The 14,432-nt window shown below is 65.3% G+C and carries 14 protein-coding genes and 1 other RNA gene; 5 read left to right on the top strand and 10 right to left on the bottom strand.

Annotated elements, in window-relative coordinates; genetic code table 11:
- Positions 1-11 precede the first annotated feature (11 nt).
- On the top strand, positions 12-320 hold the full coding sequence (locus E8F20_RS20260) for a DUF2388 domain-containing protein (protein ID WP_280285335.1): 309 nt from the start codon (positions 12-14) through the stop codon (positions 318-320).
- A 243-nt stretch (positions 321-563) separates the two neighbouring features.
- On the opposite strand, the gene gcvP is transcribed toward E8F20_RS20260, so the two are convergent.
- The 9 genes from gcvP to E8F20_RS20215 form a co-directional block, all read right to left on the bottom strand.
- A complete protein-coding gene (gene gcvP / locus E8F20_RS20255) occupies positions 564-3,440 on the bottom strand; it encodes an aminomethyl-transferring glycine dehydrogenase (RefSeq protein WP_280285333.1) in 2,877 nt (958 codons plus the stop codon).
- Between the two features lie 78 nt (positions 3,441-3,518).
- Positions 3,519-3,908: a glycine cleavage system protein GcvH gene (gcvH, locus tag E8F20_RS20250; protein WP_137821938.1), complete on the bottom strand. Its 390-nt coding sequence runs from the start codon at positions 3,906-3,908 to the stop codon at positions 3,519-3,521.
- Positions 3,909-3,951: 43 nt separating this feature from the next.
- A complete protein-coding gene (gene gcvT, locus E8F20_RS20245) occupies positions 3,952-5,034 on the bottom strand; it encodes a glycine cleavage system aminomethyltransferase GcvT (protein WP_280285331.1) in 1,083 nt (360 codons plus the stop codon).
- Between the two features lie 219 nt (positions 5,035-5,253).
- Positions 5,254-6,873 (bottom strand): iron ABC transporter permease, encoded by a 1,620-nt coding sequence (locus tag E8F20_RS20240; RefSeq protein ID WP_280285329.1) that lies wholly within the window; start codon positions 6,871-6,873, stop codon positions 5,254-5,256.
- Between the two features lie 73 nt (positions 6,874-6,946).
- Positions 6,947-7,948, bottom strand: coding sequence for an extracellular solute-binding protein (locus E8F20_RS20235; RefSeq protein WP_280285327.1), 1,002 nt, complete (start codon positions 7,946-7,948; stop codon positions 6,947-6,949).
- Between the two features lie 138 nt (positions 7,949-8,086).
- Entirely contained in the window at positions 8,087-9,301 is a 1,215-nt protein-coding gene (locus E8F20_RS20230; RefSeq protein ID WP_280285436.1) for a 2-octaprenyl-3-methyl-6-methoxy-1,4-benzoquinol hydroxylase, read from the bottom strand.
- 51 nt (positions 9,302-9,352) lie between these two features.
- Positions 9,353-10,537 carry a 2-octaprenyl-6-methoxyphenyl hydroxylase gene (gene ubiH, locus E8F20_RS20225; protein ID WP_280285325.1) on the bottom strand — a complete coding sequence of 395 codons (1,185 nt, stop codon included), beginning with the start codon at positions 10,535-10,537 and terminating at the stop codon, positions 9,353-9,355.
- A 1-nt stretch (position 10,538) separates the two neighbouring features.
- Positions 10,539-11,873: a Xaa-Pro aminopeptidase gene (gene pepP, locus E8F20_RS20220; protein ID WP_280285323.1), complete on the bottom strand. Its 1,335-nt coding sequence runs from the start codon at positions 11,871-11,873 to the stop codon at positions 10,539-10,541.
- A gap of 40 nt (positions 11,874-11,913) precedes the next feature.
- Entirely contained in the window at positions 11,914-12,468 is a 555-nt protein-coding gene (locus E8F20_RS20215; protein WP_280285322.1) for a YecA family protein, read from the bottom strand.
- Between the two features lie 205 nt (positions 12,469-12,673).
- Here E8F20_RS20215 and E8F20_RS20210 point away from each other — a divergent pair, with 205 nt between their 5' ends.
- The 4 genes from E8F20_RS20210 (at position 12,674) to E8F20_RS20195 (ending at position 14,080) form a co-directional block, all read left to right on the top strand.
- Positions 12,674-12,883, top strand: a complete 210-nt coding sequence (locus E8F20_RS20210) for a TIGR02449 family protein (RefSeq protein WP_028626819.1) — start codon at positions 12,674-12,676, stop codon at positions 12,881-12,883.
- A complete protein-coding gene (locus E8F20_RS20205) occupies positions 12,880-13,194 on the top strand; it encodes a cell division protein ZapA (protein ID WP_028626820.1) in 315 nt (104 codons plus the stop codon). The genes E8F20_RS20210 and E8F20_RS20205 overlap by 4 nt, the downstream gene beginning before the upstream one ends.
- Before the next feature lie 101 nt (positions 13,195-13,295).
- Positions 13,296-13,475, top strand: a non-coding RNA gene (gene ssrS, locus E8F20_RS20200) — 6S RNA.
- Between the two features lie 8 nt (positions 13,476-13,483).
- Complete coding sequence (locus tag E8F20_RS20195; protein WP_280285321.1) at positions 13,484-14,080, top strand: 5-formyltetrahydrofolate cyclo-ligase; 597 nt, start codon at positions 13,484-13,486, stop codon at positions 14,078-14,080.
- A 49-nt stretch (positions 14,081-14,129) separates the two neighbouring features.
- Here E8F20_RS20195 and E8F20_RS20190 read toward each other — a convergent pair whose 3' ends face one another.
- Positions 14,130-14,261: a hypothetical protein gene (locus E8F20_RS20190; protein WP_256658067.1), complete on the bottom strand. Its 132-nt coding sequence runs from the start codon at positions 14,259-14,261 to the stop codon at positions 14,130-14,132.
- Positions 14,262-14,432 lie beyond the last annotated feature (171 nt).

Below are 14,432 nucleotides of genomic sequence, written 5' to 3'. Positions count from 1 at the left end.
GAGTAACCGCCATGCGCACTCGCCTGTATGCCGCCGCTCTCACCCTGATCGCCCTGCCCATAGGGTCGGCCATGGCCGACAGTGATTTCTGGCGCGACGTCATTTCGTCCGGCGCCACCACCGCCTCCACCTACCTGACCTTCAAGGACGACAAACTGATAGTCGCGGCCCGCGACGACGCCAGCAGCTTCCTCGCCAGCGGCGGCGAGATTCGCGGCCCGTACCTGGAAGCCGCGCTGCAGCGCATCCGCAGCGAGCACCCGGACCTGAAAGCCAGTGACGGTGAGCTAGCCAGCGCGATTCTTGCCACCGAAGAGTGACTCCCGACGCCGCCGCGCATCGCCCAGCCATGCGCGGCGGACGTTATCTGTGGACAAAAAAGAGCCCCGCCATGCAGCGGGGCTCAGGGGTTGCTACCCACACCGGCAGCACACGATGAACACGTCCCACACCGACGAGAGTCCACGCGGGCAACGTGCGGGGCACACCTTGACGCCCGCCCCGGGTCAGGTCAACGCCATGGGCGAGACTTCAGAAATAGCCGACACAGCCCGGGAATTTGCCTACTCGCGATAGTCATCCACCGGCACACAGGCGCAGAACAGGTTGCGGTCGCCGTAGACGTTGTCCACCCGGTTTACCGTCGGCCAGTACTTGTGGGCGCGGGTATGGGCACTGGGGGCGACGGCTTCCTCGATGCTGTAGGGACGCTCCCAGTGACCGATCACGTCGGCCAGGGTGTGCGGTGCGCGTTTGAGCGGGTTGTCCTCGGCCGGCCAGTCGCCCGCCTGCACCTTGGCGATCTCGGCCCGGATGCTCAGCATCGCCTCGATGAAGCGGTCCAGCTCGTGTTTGTTTTCGCTCTCGGTGGGCTCGACCATCAGCGTGCCCGGCACCGGGAAACTCATGGTCGGGGCATGGAAGCCGTAGTCCATCAGGCGCTTGGCAACGTCCTCCTCGGAAATGCCGGTTTCCGCCTTGAGCGGCCGCAGGTCAAGGATGCATTCGTGGGCGACCCGTCCATTGCGCCCGCTGTAGAGCACCGGGTAGGCATCGCCGAGCTGCTTGGCCAGGTAGTTGGCGCTGAGGATGGCCACTTCGGTGGCATCGGCCAGTTCCGGCCCCATCATGGCGATGTACATCCAACTGATCGGCAGGATGCTCGCACTGCCCCAGGGCGCTGCACTGACCGCACCATTCTCCGGATTCGGCCCCTTCAGCTCGATCACCGGGTGGTTGGCGACGAAGGGCGCCAGGTGCGCCCGCACGCCGATCGGCCCCATGCCCGGCCCGCCACCGCCGTGGGGAATGCAGAAGGTCTTGTGCAGGTTCATGTGGGAAACGTCGGCACCGATATCTGCCGGTCGCGCCAGGCCCACCTGGGCATTGAGGTTCGCGCCATCCATGTAGACCTGGCCGCCGTGGCTGTGGATAACCTCGCAGATCTCGCGGATGCCTTCCTCGTATACGCCGTGGGTCGACGGGTAGGTGGCCATCAGGCAGGACAGCTGGCCGCCGGCTTCACCAGCCTTGCGCTTGAGGTCTTCCAGGTCGACGTTGCCGTCCTGGTCGCACTCGACGATCACCACGCGCATGCTCGCCATTTGCGCCGACGCCGGGTTGGTGCCATGGGCAGAAGCCGGGATCAGGCAGATATTGCGGTGCCCCTCGCCGCGGCTCTCGTGGTAACGGCGGATGGCCAGCAGCCCGGCGTATTCACCCTGGGCTCCGGAGTTGGGCTGCATGCAGATGGCATCGAAACCGGTAATCGCGCAGAGCCAGTCTTCCAGCTCGTCGATCATCAGCTTGTAGCCCAGGGCCTGTTCGCGGGGGGCGAAAGGGTGCAGGTTGGCGAACTCCGGCCAGGTGATGGGGATCATCTCGCTGGTGGCATTGAGCTTCATGGTGCAGGAGCCCAGCGGGATCATCGCCTGGTTCAGCGCCAGGTCCTTGTTCTCCAGCTGCTTGAGGTAGCGCAGCATCTCCGTTTCGCTGTGGTGGGCGTTGAACACCGGGTGGCTGAGATAGCCCGTGCTGCGCTGCAGCTCCGCTGGAATGCCCGGGACCAGCACCGACGCGTCCAACTCGGCGACGGAAAGGCCGTGGTCGGCGCCGAGGAAAATGCAGAACAGCTGCTCCAGGGTGTCGGCCGTGCAGGTCTCGTCGAGACTGACGCCCAGCTTGCCGCGACCGAGGATGCGCAGGTTGATACGCACCGCCTTGGCTGATTCGATGATCGCGGTCTGGCTGCCGCCCACATCCAGGGTGAGCGTATCGAAGTAGTACTGGTTGTCGCGCTGGATGCCCCGGCGCGCCAGCCCTTCTGCGAGGATGGTGGTAAGCCGGTGGACCCGCTGGGCGATGCGCTTCAGCCCCTCGGGGCCGTGATAGACGGCGTAGCAGCTGGCGATATTGGCCAGCAGTACCTGGGCCGTACAGATGTTGGAGTTGGCCTTCTCACGGCGAATGTGTTGCTCGCGGGTCTGCAGCGCCATGCGCAGCGCGACATTGCCCCGGGCGTCCTTGGAGACGCCGATGATCCGCCCCGGCATGGCCCGCTTGAAGTCGTCGCGGGTGGCAAAGAACGCCGCATGGGGTCCGCCATAGCCCATGGGCACGCCGAAACGCTGGGCCGAGCCGAATACCACGTCGGCGCCCAGTTCACCGGGCGGGGTAAGCAGCAGCAGGCTGAGCAGGTCGGCGCCGACGCAGGCAAGTGCTTGCTGGCCGTGCAGGTGTTCGATCAGGGGCCGCAGGTCGCGGATTTCGCCATGGGTGTCCGGGTACTGCAGCAATGCGCCGAAAACCTGGTGTTGCGCAAGGTTATCCACAGGGGCCACCACCAGGTCGAAGCCAAAGGCCTGGGCGCGGGTCTGCACCACCGAGATGGTCTGCGGGTGACAGTCTTCGTCGACGAAGAACAGGTTGCTTTTCGATTTCGCTACGCGCTTGGCCAGGGCCATGGCTTCGGCGGCGGCGGTGGCCTCGTCCAGCAAGGACGCGCTGGCGAGATCGAGGCCGGTGAGGTCGATGGTCAGTTGCTGGAAGTTCAGCAACGCCTCCAGCCGCCCTTGGGCGATTTCCGGCTGGTAGGGGGTGTAGGCGGTGTACCAGCCGGGATTTTCCAACACATTGCGCACGATCACGGTGGGCGTGACCGTGCCGTAGTAGCCCATGCCCATCAGGCTGGTCCACAACTGGTTCTGCTCCGCGTAGCCACGCAACTTGGCCAGGGCCTGCTGCTCATCCAGCGCCGGCGGCAGGTCCAGGGGCCGATTCAGGCGAATCGCCGGCGGCACCGTCTGCACGATCAGCTCGTCGCGGCTGGCGAGGCCCAGGGCCTCGAGCATGGCCTGCTGTTCCGCCTCGTCCGGGCCCAGGTGGCGGCGGAGGAAGGCGTCGGGCTGTTGGAGCTGGGACAGCGAGGGCATCTGGGACATGGGGCAGAACCTCGTTTGGCCTCTTCAGAAAAACAAAAAGCCTCGACTAGCGAGGCTTTTTGAAGGATAGCGGGAGAATCAGCTATCGGCGTCGGCGGCGGCCTTGTAGGCAGCGGCATCGAGCAGCTTGTCCAGCTCGGCCACGTCGCTCGGCTTGAGCTTGAAGAACCAGGAACCGTACGGATCGCTGTTGACGCTTTCGGGGGCGTCGCTGACCGCCTCGTTCACCGCGATCACTTCACCGCCGATCGGCGCATAGATATCGGAGGCGGCCTTCACCGACTCCACCACGCCAGCTTCCTGACCAGCGGCAACGGTCTTGCCGACTTCCGGCAGTTCGACGAAGACCACGTCACCCAGGGCCTCCTGGGCGTGGTCGGAGATACCCACGGTAACGGTGCCATCGGCTTCCAGACGGGCCCACTCGTGGCTGGGGGCGTAACGCAGATCAGCGGGGATGTTGCTCATGTCGAGTTCCTCAGAGACTGTGGCGGATGGCCCGCCTGCAAATTTAGATCAAGGCTTTGCCATTGCGCACGAAGTTCGGCCGCACAACGCGGACCGGGAACCATTTGCCGCGGATTTCCACCTCGGCGCGATCGCCGGTGGCCATCGGCACGCGCGCCATGGCGATGGATTTGTTCAAGGTTGGGGAGAAGCTGCCGCTGGTGATCTCGCCCTCGCCCACGCCTTCCACCCGCACCACCTGATGGGCACGCAGCACGCCGCGTTCCTCCAGTACCAGGCCGACCAGCTTGCTGGCCACTCCGGCAGCGCGTTCGGCTTCCAGGGCCTGGCGGCCAATGAAGTCACGGGTTTCGGGCTCCCAGGCAATGGTCCAGGCCATGTTGGACACTAGCGGGGACGCCTCTTCGGTCATGTCCTGGCCGTAGAGGTTCATGCCGGCTTCAAGGCGCAGGGTGTCGCGGGCGCCAAGGCCGATGGGCGCGATACCGGCTCCCACCAGCTCGTTGAAGAACCCGGCGGTCTGGTCGGCAGGAAGCATGATTTCCAGGCCGTCTTCGCCGGTGTAGCCGGTGCGGGCGATGAACCAGTCACCGTCGGGCAGGCCCTGGAAGGGCTTGAGCTCGTGGATCAGCGCGGCACGTTCGGTGCTCAACAGTTCGGCGACCTTGGCACGGGCATTCGGCCCCTGGATGGCGAGTACGGCCAGGTCGGCGCGCTCGGTCAGGTGGGCATCGAAACCCTGGCAGCGGGCCTGCATCCAGGCCAGGTCCTTGTCGCGGGTAGCGGCGTTGACGACCAGGCGATAACCGAACTGGGTGAGGTAGACGATCAAGTCGTCGATCACCCCGCCCTGCTCGTTGAGCATGGCACTGTACAGGGCCTTGCCGGGCGCCTGCAGGCGCTCGACATCGTTGGCCAGCAGGTGCTGGAGCCAGGCTTTGGCCTGGGCACCGGAGACATCCACCACAGTCATGTGGGAGACGTCGAAGACACCGCAGTCGCGCCGCACCTGGTGGTGCTCTTCGACCTGGGAACCGTAGTGCAGCGGCATGTCCCAGCCGCCGAAATCGACCATCTTGGCTCCCAGCGCCAGGTGCTGGTCGTGCAATGGAGTGCGCTGTCCCATGGGTTTCTCCTTCCGGGCTTGGCGAGGATGCGGCAGGCCCTGGGCGCGGAAAATTCCGCTGCCGCAGCAGGGTAGGCCGCAACGAATGGCGCGCATTGTAGCCGCAAGGTGAGGCACTGGACACTCCAGCCAGCAGTGCGCGAGCGGTGCGGCCGTGAGTCGGAAAATCGGCAAGGGACCCTGTTCAGGTCTAGCTTGCGGACGCCTTTGCGCCCGTCGTCAGTGGCCGATCCGCCGTGCCGAACGGCGTATCAGGCCGATCACCGGCAGCAGGCCGACCAGCACCAGGGTCAAGGCAGGCAACGCGGCCCGGGCCCACTCCCCTTCGCTGGTCATCTCGAAGATGCGCACAGCCAGGGTGTCCCAGCCGAATGGGCGCATCAGGAGGGTGGCGGGCATCTCCTTGAGCACATCGACGAACACCAGCAGGGCCGCACTGAGGGTGCCGGGCAACAACAGGGGCAGGTAGACCCGGAAGAACAGCGCCGGGCCGCCGACACCCAGGCTGCGAGAGGCTTCCGGCAGAGACGGGCGGATGCGCGCCAGGCCATTTTCCAGCGGCCCGTAGGCGACCGCCATGAAGCGCACCAGGTAGGCCAGCAACAGCGCGCCAAGACTACCCAGCAGCAGCGGCTTGCCGGCACCACCTAGCCAACCGGACAGCGGGATCACCAGATGGCTGTCGAGGTAGCTGAAGGCCAGCATGATCGACACTGCCAGCACCGAACCCGGCAGTGCATAGCCGAGATTGGCCAGGCCCACCGCAGCTCGTACCGGCCGCGTCGGTGCCAGGCGCCGGGCGAAGGCCAGCAGCAGCGCCACACAGACCGTGAGCAGCGCAGCCATGCCGCCGAGGTAGAGGGTGTGCAGGATCAGTCCGGCATAACGCTCATCGAGGTCGAAACGTCCTCGTTGCCAGAACCAGACCAGCAACTGCAGCATGGGGATGACGAAGGCGCAGGCGAACACCAGGGCGCACCATGAGGTGGCCGCCAGGGCCTTGATGCCGTGCAGATGGTAAAGCGCCTTGCCCCGCGGTCGTTCGCTCGCCGGGCGGCTGGCACCACGGGCACGGCGCTCGCCGTAGAGCACCAGGCAGACGCCCAGCAGCAGCAGACTGGCCAGTTGTGCCGCACTGGAGAGGCTGAAGAAGCCGTACCAGGTCTTGTAGATGGCCGTGGTGAAGGTATCGAAGTTGAACACCGCCACGGCACCGAAATCGGCCAGCGTCTCCATCACGGCCAGGGCCAGGCCGGCTCCAATGGCGGGCCGCGCCATGGGCAAGGCAACGCGCCAGAAGGCCTGCCAAGGCGACAGTCCGAGCACCCGCGCGGCTTCCATAAGGCCCTTGCCCTGGGCAAGGAAGGCCGCGCGAGCCAACAGGTAGACGTAGGGATAGAAGACCAGCACCAGCACCAGGATCACCCCACCGGTGGAGCGCACGCGCGGCAGCCGCAGGCCACTGCCGAACCATTCGCGGAGCAGGGTCTGTACCGGGCCGGAGAAGTCGAACAGGCCGATGAAGACGAAGGCCAGCACATAGGCCGGAACAGCGAAGGGCAGCATCAGCGCCCAGTCCAGCCAGCGCCGGCCGGGGAATTCGCAGAGACTGGTGAGCCAGGCCAGGCTGACGCCGATCACGGTCACCCCCACCGACACACCGGCAACCAGCATCAGGGTGTTGCCCAGCAGGCGCGGCATCTGGGTTTCCCAGAGGTGGGACCAGATCTCCCCATCCACCTCGCCCCAGGACAGCAGCAATACGCTCAGGGGCAGAAGAACCAGGACGGCGACGGCAAAGCTGATGGGATACCAGCGACGCTGGGCGGGATGGGCCACGCAAACCTCTCGGGGATCAAAACAGGACGCCCCGGGCAGGCCGGGGCGTCGAGTATAGCGGCACAGCGGCGGATCAGTTCCAGCCGACGCGGTCCATCATCTTGATGGCTTCGGCCTGGCGCTTGCCGGCCACTTCCACCGGGATGCTGTCAGCTTTGAAACTGCCCCAGGCAGCCACCTCCGCCGACGGCTTGACCTTCGGATTGGCCGGGAATTCCTGGTTGATGCCGGCAAACAGGCCCTGCGCCTCATCGGTGGTCATCCACTCCACCAACGCCTTGGCGGCCTCGGGATGCGGGGCGTGAGTGGTCAGGCCAATGCCGGACAGGTTCACGTGTACGCCGCGATCAGCCTGGTTCGGCCAGAAAATCTTCACCCGCAGGTTCGGGTTTTCCTTGTGCAGTCGGCCGTAGTAATAGGTGTTGACGATACCGACGTCGCACTGGCCGGCATCCACGGCCTGAATCACGGCGTTGTCGTCGGCGAAGACGTCGGTGGCCAGGTTGTTCACCCAGCCCTTGAGGATTTCCTCGGTCTTGGCCGCGCCATGGGTCTCGATCAGGGTGGCGGTCAGCGACTGGTTGTAGACCTTCTTCGCGGTACGCAGGCAGAGGCGACCTTCCCAGTTCTTGTCGGCCAGCGCCTCGTAGGTGGACAGCTCTTCCGGCTTCACCCGCTCGGTGGAGTAGACAATGGTCCGTGCGCGCAGCGACAGGCCGGTCCAGGCATGGCTACCGGAGCGGTACTGGGGCGGAATGTTGGCGTCGATCACAGGCGAGGTGAAAGGCTGCAGGATACCCATCTGCTCGGCTTGCCAGAGGTTGCCGGCATCGACGGTGAGCAGCAGGTCGGCCACACCGTTCTCGCCCTCGGCCTTGATCCGCTGCATCAGCGGGGCTTCCTTGTCGGTGATGAACTTGATCTCCACACCGGTCTTGGCGGTGTAGGCATCGAACACCGGCTTGATCAGCTCATCGATCCGCGAGGAATAGACCACCACTTCTTCGGCGGCCTGGGCCGAACTGGCGGCGGCGGAGAGCGCGAGGAGCGCGAAAAGGGACTTACGTGCCCACATTGCTGGAACCTCTTGATGGCGACAAAGGCTGAATGATAGTCAACCTCAGTTGCAAGCTGAAGAGTGATTTATGTCCGGGTGTGTATCTTTCGCCTGAGGAATCAGAAAAGCCCGGGGTGGGAAAGTGCCCCCCCAGGTTCAAGCCCGTGCCAGGTCCGGCAGGTCTCCAGACAGGCCAAGGGCCTGGCGGACGAAAAGTGCCTTGGCCTCGGGCATGCCGTCCACCCATTTCAGGCCGCTGTTGCGCAGCCAGCGCAGCGGCAGCGGATTGGCCTGGAACAGCCGCTCGAAGCCTTCCATCGCGGCCATCATCGCCAGGTTGTGGGGCATGCGTCGACGCTCGTAGCGGCCCAGCACGCGCTCATCGGCCAGACGCTCGCCACGGCCGTTGGCGTGGAGCAGGACTTCCGCCAGCACCGCCGCGTCGAGGAAACCGAGGTTGACCCCCTGCCCCGCCAGCGGGTGGATGGTGTGGGCAGCGTCACCGATCAGCACCAGCCCTTCTTCCACATAGCGCTTGGCGTGGCGCTGGCGCAACGGGATGCACAGGCGCGGGTCGGCGCCGAGCACCTCACCCAGACGCCATTCGAAGGCACGCCCGAGTTCGCTGCAGAAACCGACATCGTCCAGGGCCATCAGGCGCTCGGCCTCGGCGGGGGTCACCGACCAGACGATGGAGCACCAGTGCTCGCCTTCCCGCTCCAGCGGCAGGAACGCCAGCGGACCGTCGTCGGTGAAGCGCTGCCAGGCCGTGCGCTGGTGCGGTTCGGCACAACGCACGCTGGTGACGATGGCGTGGTGCAGGTAATCCCATTCGCGCGTCGCGCAGCCGGCCAGGCGGCGTACCGCGGAGTTGGCGCCATCGGCGGCCACCACCAGCGGGGCGCGCAGTTCGCGGCCATCCACCAGGGTCAGCAGCCAGTCGTCGCCGGAACGGCGCAGGCGCTCCAGGCGTGCACCGGGCATGAGCCCGATACCGCTGTCGTGCAGGGGCTCCATCAAGGCGTCCTGGACCACGCGATTCTCGACGATGTGGCCAAGCACCTCGGCATGCACGCTGGCGGCGGAGAAATGAATCTGCCCGGTGCCGGAGCCATCCCAGACATGCATTTCGGAATAAGGGCTGCTGCGCCGCGCCATGACGCCCGGCCAGGCACCCAGACGCAGGAGGATGCGCTGGCTGGCAGCGGACAGCGCGCTCACCCGCGGTTCGAAGGCCGCGCTTGCATCGAAGGGTTTGACGCTGAGCGGGCTGCCATCGATCAGCAGGATATCCAGGCCGCTGTCTTTCAGCGCCAGGGCCAGGGCACTGCCGACCATCCCGGCGCCCACGATGATCAGATCCGCGCGCAGTTCCATATCAGGCCTCGAGGCTCCCTGAGTGTTCGAATGAGGCACGCCCGATCAGTCCGGGCGGGTGCCCAGGCCCATGGCCTGGCGAGCGAACCAGCGCTTGGCCGGCGGCAGCAGGTCGAGGCCGAGCAGGCCCAGGTTGCGTCCGGCGGCCAGTAACGGCTCGGCATTGGAGAAGAGGCGCGTCACCTGGTCGGAGAAGCCCACCGTGAGGTTCTGGTCCAGGCGCTGGCGCTGCAGGTAACCCTGCAGGGTGGCGATATGACCCAGTGGCTGTTCGCTGGTCAGCAGCGCCTCGGCCAGGGCCTGGGCGTCGCGCAGGGACAGGTTGTAACCCTGCCCGGCGATGGGGTGCAGGCTGTGGGCAGCATTGCCCAGTACCACCAGGCTGGAGCGCACTTGTTCGTCGGCTTCCACCAGTTCGAGCGGGTAGAGGTGCCGCGCGCCCACCTGCTGGAAAGCGCCCAAACGGTAGCCGAAGGTTTCTTGAAGCTCGACGAGGAAACGCCGCTCGTCCAACCGGGCGAGGCGCTCGGCGTCATCCCCCGGACGGCTCCAGATCAGTGCGCAGCGATTTTCCGGCAACGGCAACAAGGCCATCGGACCGTCATCGGTGAAGCGCTCGAAGGCCTGGCCGCGGTGGGCTTCCAGCGGGCTGACGTTGGCGATCAACGCCGTTTGCCGGTAGGGAATACGCCGCACGCCGATGCCCAACTGTTCGCGCAGCCCGGAGCGACCACCATCGGCCAGCACCGCAAGGTCACAGTCGAGCTGGGTTTCGTCGTTCAGGGTCAGGCGGTAACCACCCTCCAGCGCCTGCATGCCGACCACTTCGGCAGGGCAGTGCCAGGTCACCACCTCCTCGTCCAGGGCCTGCCAGAGGCACTGGCCGAGCCAGGCGTTCTCTACCACGTAGCCCAGGGCCGGTACCCCCTCTTCCAGGGCAGCAAGGCGGGCTGCGCCGAAACGCCCGCGGTCAGACACGTGGATTTGCAGGATGGGCTCGGCACGTTGGGCGATGGCCTGCCAGAGGCCGAGGCGCTCGTAGACCTGCCGGCTGCCGAAGGACAGCGCAGAGGAACGGGCATCGTAGCTGGGCTGGAAGCTGTTGCCGGGGGCAAAAGGTTCGATCAGGACAATCTTCCAGCCCCGCGCGCGCGCGCCTTCCTGTAGCGCCAGGGCGAGGCTGGCGCCAACCAGACCACCGCCGATGATCGCGACTTGGCAGTGATGCATATCAGGCGGCCTGGGTGCGCGCAGCAGCCATCAGCGCCTCGATTTCGTCGACCGTCTTGGGCACGCCACCCGTAAGTATCTCGCAGCCGGTCTTCGTCACCACCACGTCGTCCTCGATTCGCACGCCAATGCCGCGCCACTTCTTCGGCACGTTCTGATTGTCGGCGCCGATGTAGATGCCGGGTTCGACGGTCATCGCCATGCCCGGCTCCAGCACGCGCCACTCGCCGCCGACCTTGTATTCGCCGACGTCGTGCACGTCCATGCCCAGCCAGTGACCGGCACGGTGCATGTAGAAGGCCTTGTAGGCTTCGGAAGCGATCAGTTCGTCGACATCGCCCTTGAGCAGACCGAGTTCAACCAGACCGGCGGTGATGACCCGCACAGTCGCCTCGTGGGCTTCGTTCCAGTGCTTGCCGGGGGCGATTTCGAGGAAGGCGGCCTCCTGGGATTTCAACACCAGCTCATAGATGGCCTTCTGCTCGGGGCTGAAGCGGCCACTGACCGGGAAGGTGCGCGTGATATCGCTGGCGTAGCAGTCCAGCTCGCAGGCGGCGTCGATCAGTACCAGGTCGCCATCCTTCAGCGGTGCGTCGTTCTCGCGGTAATGCAGGATGCAGGCGTTCTTGCCTGCAGCGACGATGGAGCCGTAGGCCGGCATCTTCGCCCCGCCCCTGCGGAACTCGTATTCCAGTTCGGCTTCCAGATGGTACTCGTAGAGCCCGGCCCGGGCGGCCTGCATGGCGCGCACGTGCGCGCGCGCGGAGACCTCGGCGGCCTCGCGCATGACCTTCACTTCCGCCGCCGACTTGTACAGGCGCATGTCGTGCAGCAGGTGGTCGAGGGCGACGAATTCCTTGGGCGGTTGTGCGCCCTGACGGGCCTTGGAGCGGATCACGTTGACCCACTCCATCAGATGCTGGTCGAACTCGGTGTTGGTGCCGATGGAGTAGTAGACGCGGCTGCGCCCTTCGATCAGGCCGGGAAGGATGTCGTCGATGTCACCGATGGGGAAGGCATCATCCGCGCCGAAGTCCCGGATGGCGCCGTCCTGGCCGGCGCGCAGGCCGTCCCAGAGTTCACGCTCCGGATCGCGCTCGCGGCAGAACAGCACGCACTCGCCATGCTCGCGGCCGGGAATCAGCACCAGCACGGCTTCCGGCTCGGGAAACCCGCTGAGGTACTGGAAGTCGCTGTCCTGACGGTAGACGTGCTCGACATCGCGGTTGCGAATATGCACGGGCGCGGCGGGCAGGATGGCAATGCTGTTGGCTTCCATCTGCGCCATCAGCGCCTTGCGGCGGCGGGCATATTCTGCCTTGGGGATACGGGTCATGCGCGCTCCTTCAGGGCGGGCAGATGGCCCGCCACTCGAATCAATGCAACGAGGGTTTGGCGGCCGGCGCGGCAGGCTTGGCACATTCTGCGAAGAGCAGCAGGGGCGCGACGCGCAGGTACTCCATCACTTCCATATAGTCGCTCTCGCCATCGTCGGAGTCTTCCAGGGCGCTCTGCACCTGCGCGATGGAGGCGAGGTCCTGAAGCACTTCGACGGCTTCGCCGGACAACGCGCCTTCACGGGCGGTCAGGCCGAAGCCGCCGAGGAAGCCCTGGCACCACTGGCCTAGGGCAGCAGCGCGTTCAGCCAGCGGCGCATCGTCGCTGGGCAGCAGAAGCACCACGGCCATTTCGGTGCCGGTCAGCTCGCTCTTGACCATTTCCTGCAGGCCGATCAGGGCCTGGCGCAGGTTGTCCTGCGGGGCGCCACCGAGCAGTTCGGCAGCATCCTCCAGCCAGGGCTCGGGGTCGAAGCCGGCGCCAGCGCAGCTGCGGCCGAGCAACAGGCCGTGCAGTTCAGCGGGGGAAACCGGTTGACCGGTGGAAGCGAGGAGCGCGGCGAAAGCGTTGTAGGGAGAATTCGAACTGGACATAAGGGTGGCTAGGCGCCAGAGGGCGCAATCACTAGAATGACGGCCTCGTATCCTAGCAGCCTGGCGCCGTGAAGGCAGCATTGGCCTTCCGGTCCTCAGGACCTGACCGCAGGCATGCAACCAATCGCGCTGGCGCTTGCGGGTTTGACCCTTCCCGGAGTCGGTCCTATATAGTCCCGGTCACTCCCCACCAAGTAGACAGCCCATGGAAGATGCCGAACTGCATGCACTGACAGCCAAGCTGGAACTGCTGATCCAGCGTGTCGAGCAGCTCAAGGCCCAGAACCGGCTCCTGCTTGCCAGCGAGAAGGCCTGGCGCGAAGAACGCGCTCATCTAATCGAAAAGAACGAAATGGCCCGGCTAAAGGTCGAAGCGATGATTTCGCGCCTGAAAGCCCTGGAGCAGGATTCATGACCCAGTCCAACACCGTTACCGTCCAAATCCTCGATAAGGAATACTGCATCGCCTGCCCTGCGGACGAGCGCGCCAACCTGGAAAGCGCCGCGCGCTACCTGGACGGCAAGATGCGCGAGATCCGTTCCAGCGGGAAAGTCATCGGTGCCGACCGTGTCGCCGTGATGGCCGCCCTGAACATCACCCATGACTTGCTGCATAAGCAGCAACGCCTGGACCAGGAAGCCTCGTCCACCCGCGAGCGGGTCCGCGACCTGCTGGAGCGTGTCGACCACGCCCTGGCGGCTGACCCGGACACCCAGCAGGCCTGAGCCCCCTTGCCGCGACAAAGTGACGCTCTTTGGCGTTTTTTGACGCGGCCGGACCGACGCGCAGCAGTTTCCTGAACGGTTCTTGGGGTATACTCGCCGCCAGCTCCCTGGTGTGTTGGCCAGTCGGTGATGTCCCTGAGCCGATAAATGCAACCACGGGGGTTGCAAGTTGAGGCCGGTGTGCATGTCCGCCTGACGGAAAGCCTTAACGCCTCCTGCAGCCTCCACCTTGAACTTTCGGGTTCAAGGGCTAACCCGACAGCGGCACAACCGGGGAGTCTATTTTTTCATGATCTGCGCTGGTTCCCATTCCCGCCAGAGCCTGCGCCGCCTGCTTCGCCAGGCCCGCCGCGCACTCACCCCCCTCCAGCAGAAACACGCCGCAAAGTCCCTCTATCGCCAGCTCGCGCAGAACCGGCTGTTCCGCCGTGCCCGACATGTCGCCCTCTATCTGCCCACCAATGGCGAGATCGACCCACGCCCGTTGCTGCGCGAAGCCCAGCGTCGGGGCAAACAGACCTACCTACCGGTACTGAATGCCTGGCCACGGGAAAAGATGGTGTTCCAGCGTCTACGGCCAGGCGAAAGGCTGCAGAAGAACCGCTTCCGCATCCTCGAGCCACGCGCCAATCCGCCGCAGCAGCGCAAGGTCTGGGCACTGGATCTGGTCATGTTGCCCCTGGTGGGTTTCGATGAATACGGCGGGCGTCTGGGGATGGGCGGCGGTTTCTACGACCGCAGCCTGGCCTATCTGGCACGTCGACGCCAATGGCGCAAACCAGCCCTGCTGGGCCTGGCGCACGAATGTCAGAAGGTGGACAGGTTGGAGCTGGCGCGCTGGGACGTAGCCCTGCAGGCGACCGTGACGGATAGAGGCTGGTACTGACGAACCTGACGACGGCACCACGATCCTTGCGGTGCCGATCAGCATGAAATCAGGGCTGCTGGGTCAAATTGATGGGTGCGCTGCTCTGGCGCTCCCACAGGCTTTGGGTGTAACCGGTAGTAACCACACCCAGGCCAAAAATGATGACCAATACCCAGAGAATGTCTGGCTTGCGTTTCATCGATTGCCTCCCCCTTGCAGGCAAACTTCGCGCGATGACCGATGGCGAGTTGTTGTTTTGATTGGACCGAACGGCGGTAGCAGCTTAAAGCGCGGCATTCTCCGGCAACGTGAGCGAACACGCAATTTATGACGCCAACCGGCTGTCGGCCAGAGCCCAAGCTTGAGTGCC

The sequence above is a fragment of the Pseudomonas sp. BN415 genome, from assembly GCF_029871195.1.
Classification (GTDB): Bacteria; Pseudomonadota; Gammaproteobacteria; order Pseudomonadales; family Pseudomonadaceae; genus Metapseudomonas; species Metapseudomonas resinovorans.
The sequence above is the reverse complement of the archived record's forward strand: the minus strand, read 5'-3'. Positions and strand labels throughout refer to the sequence as shown.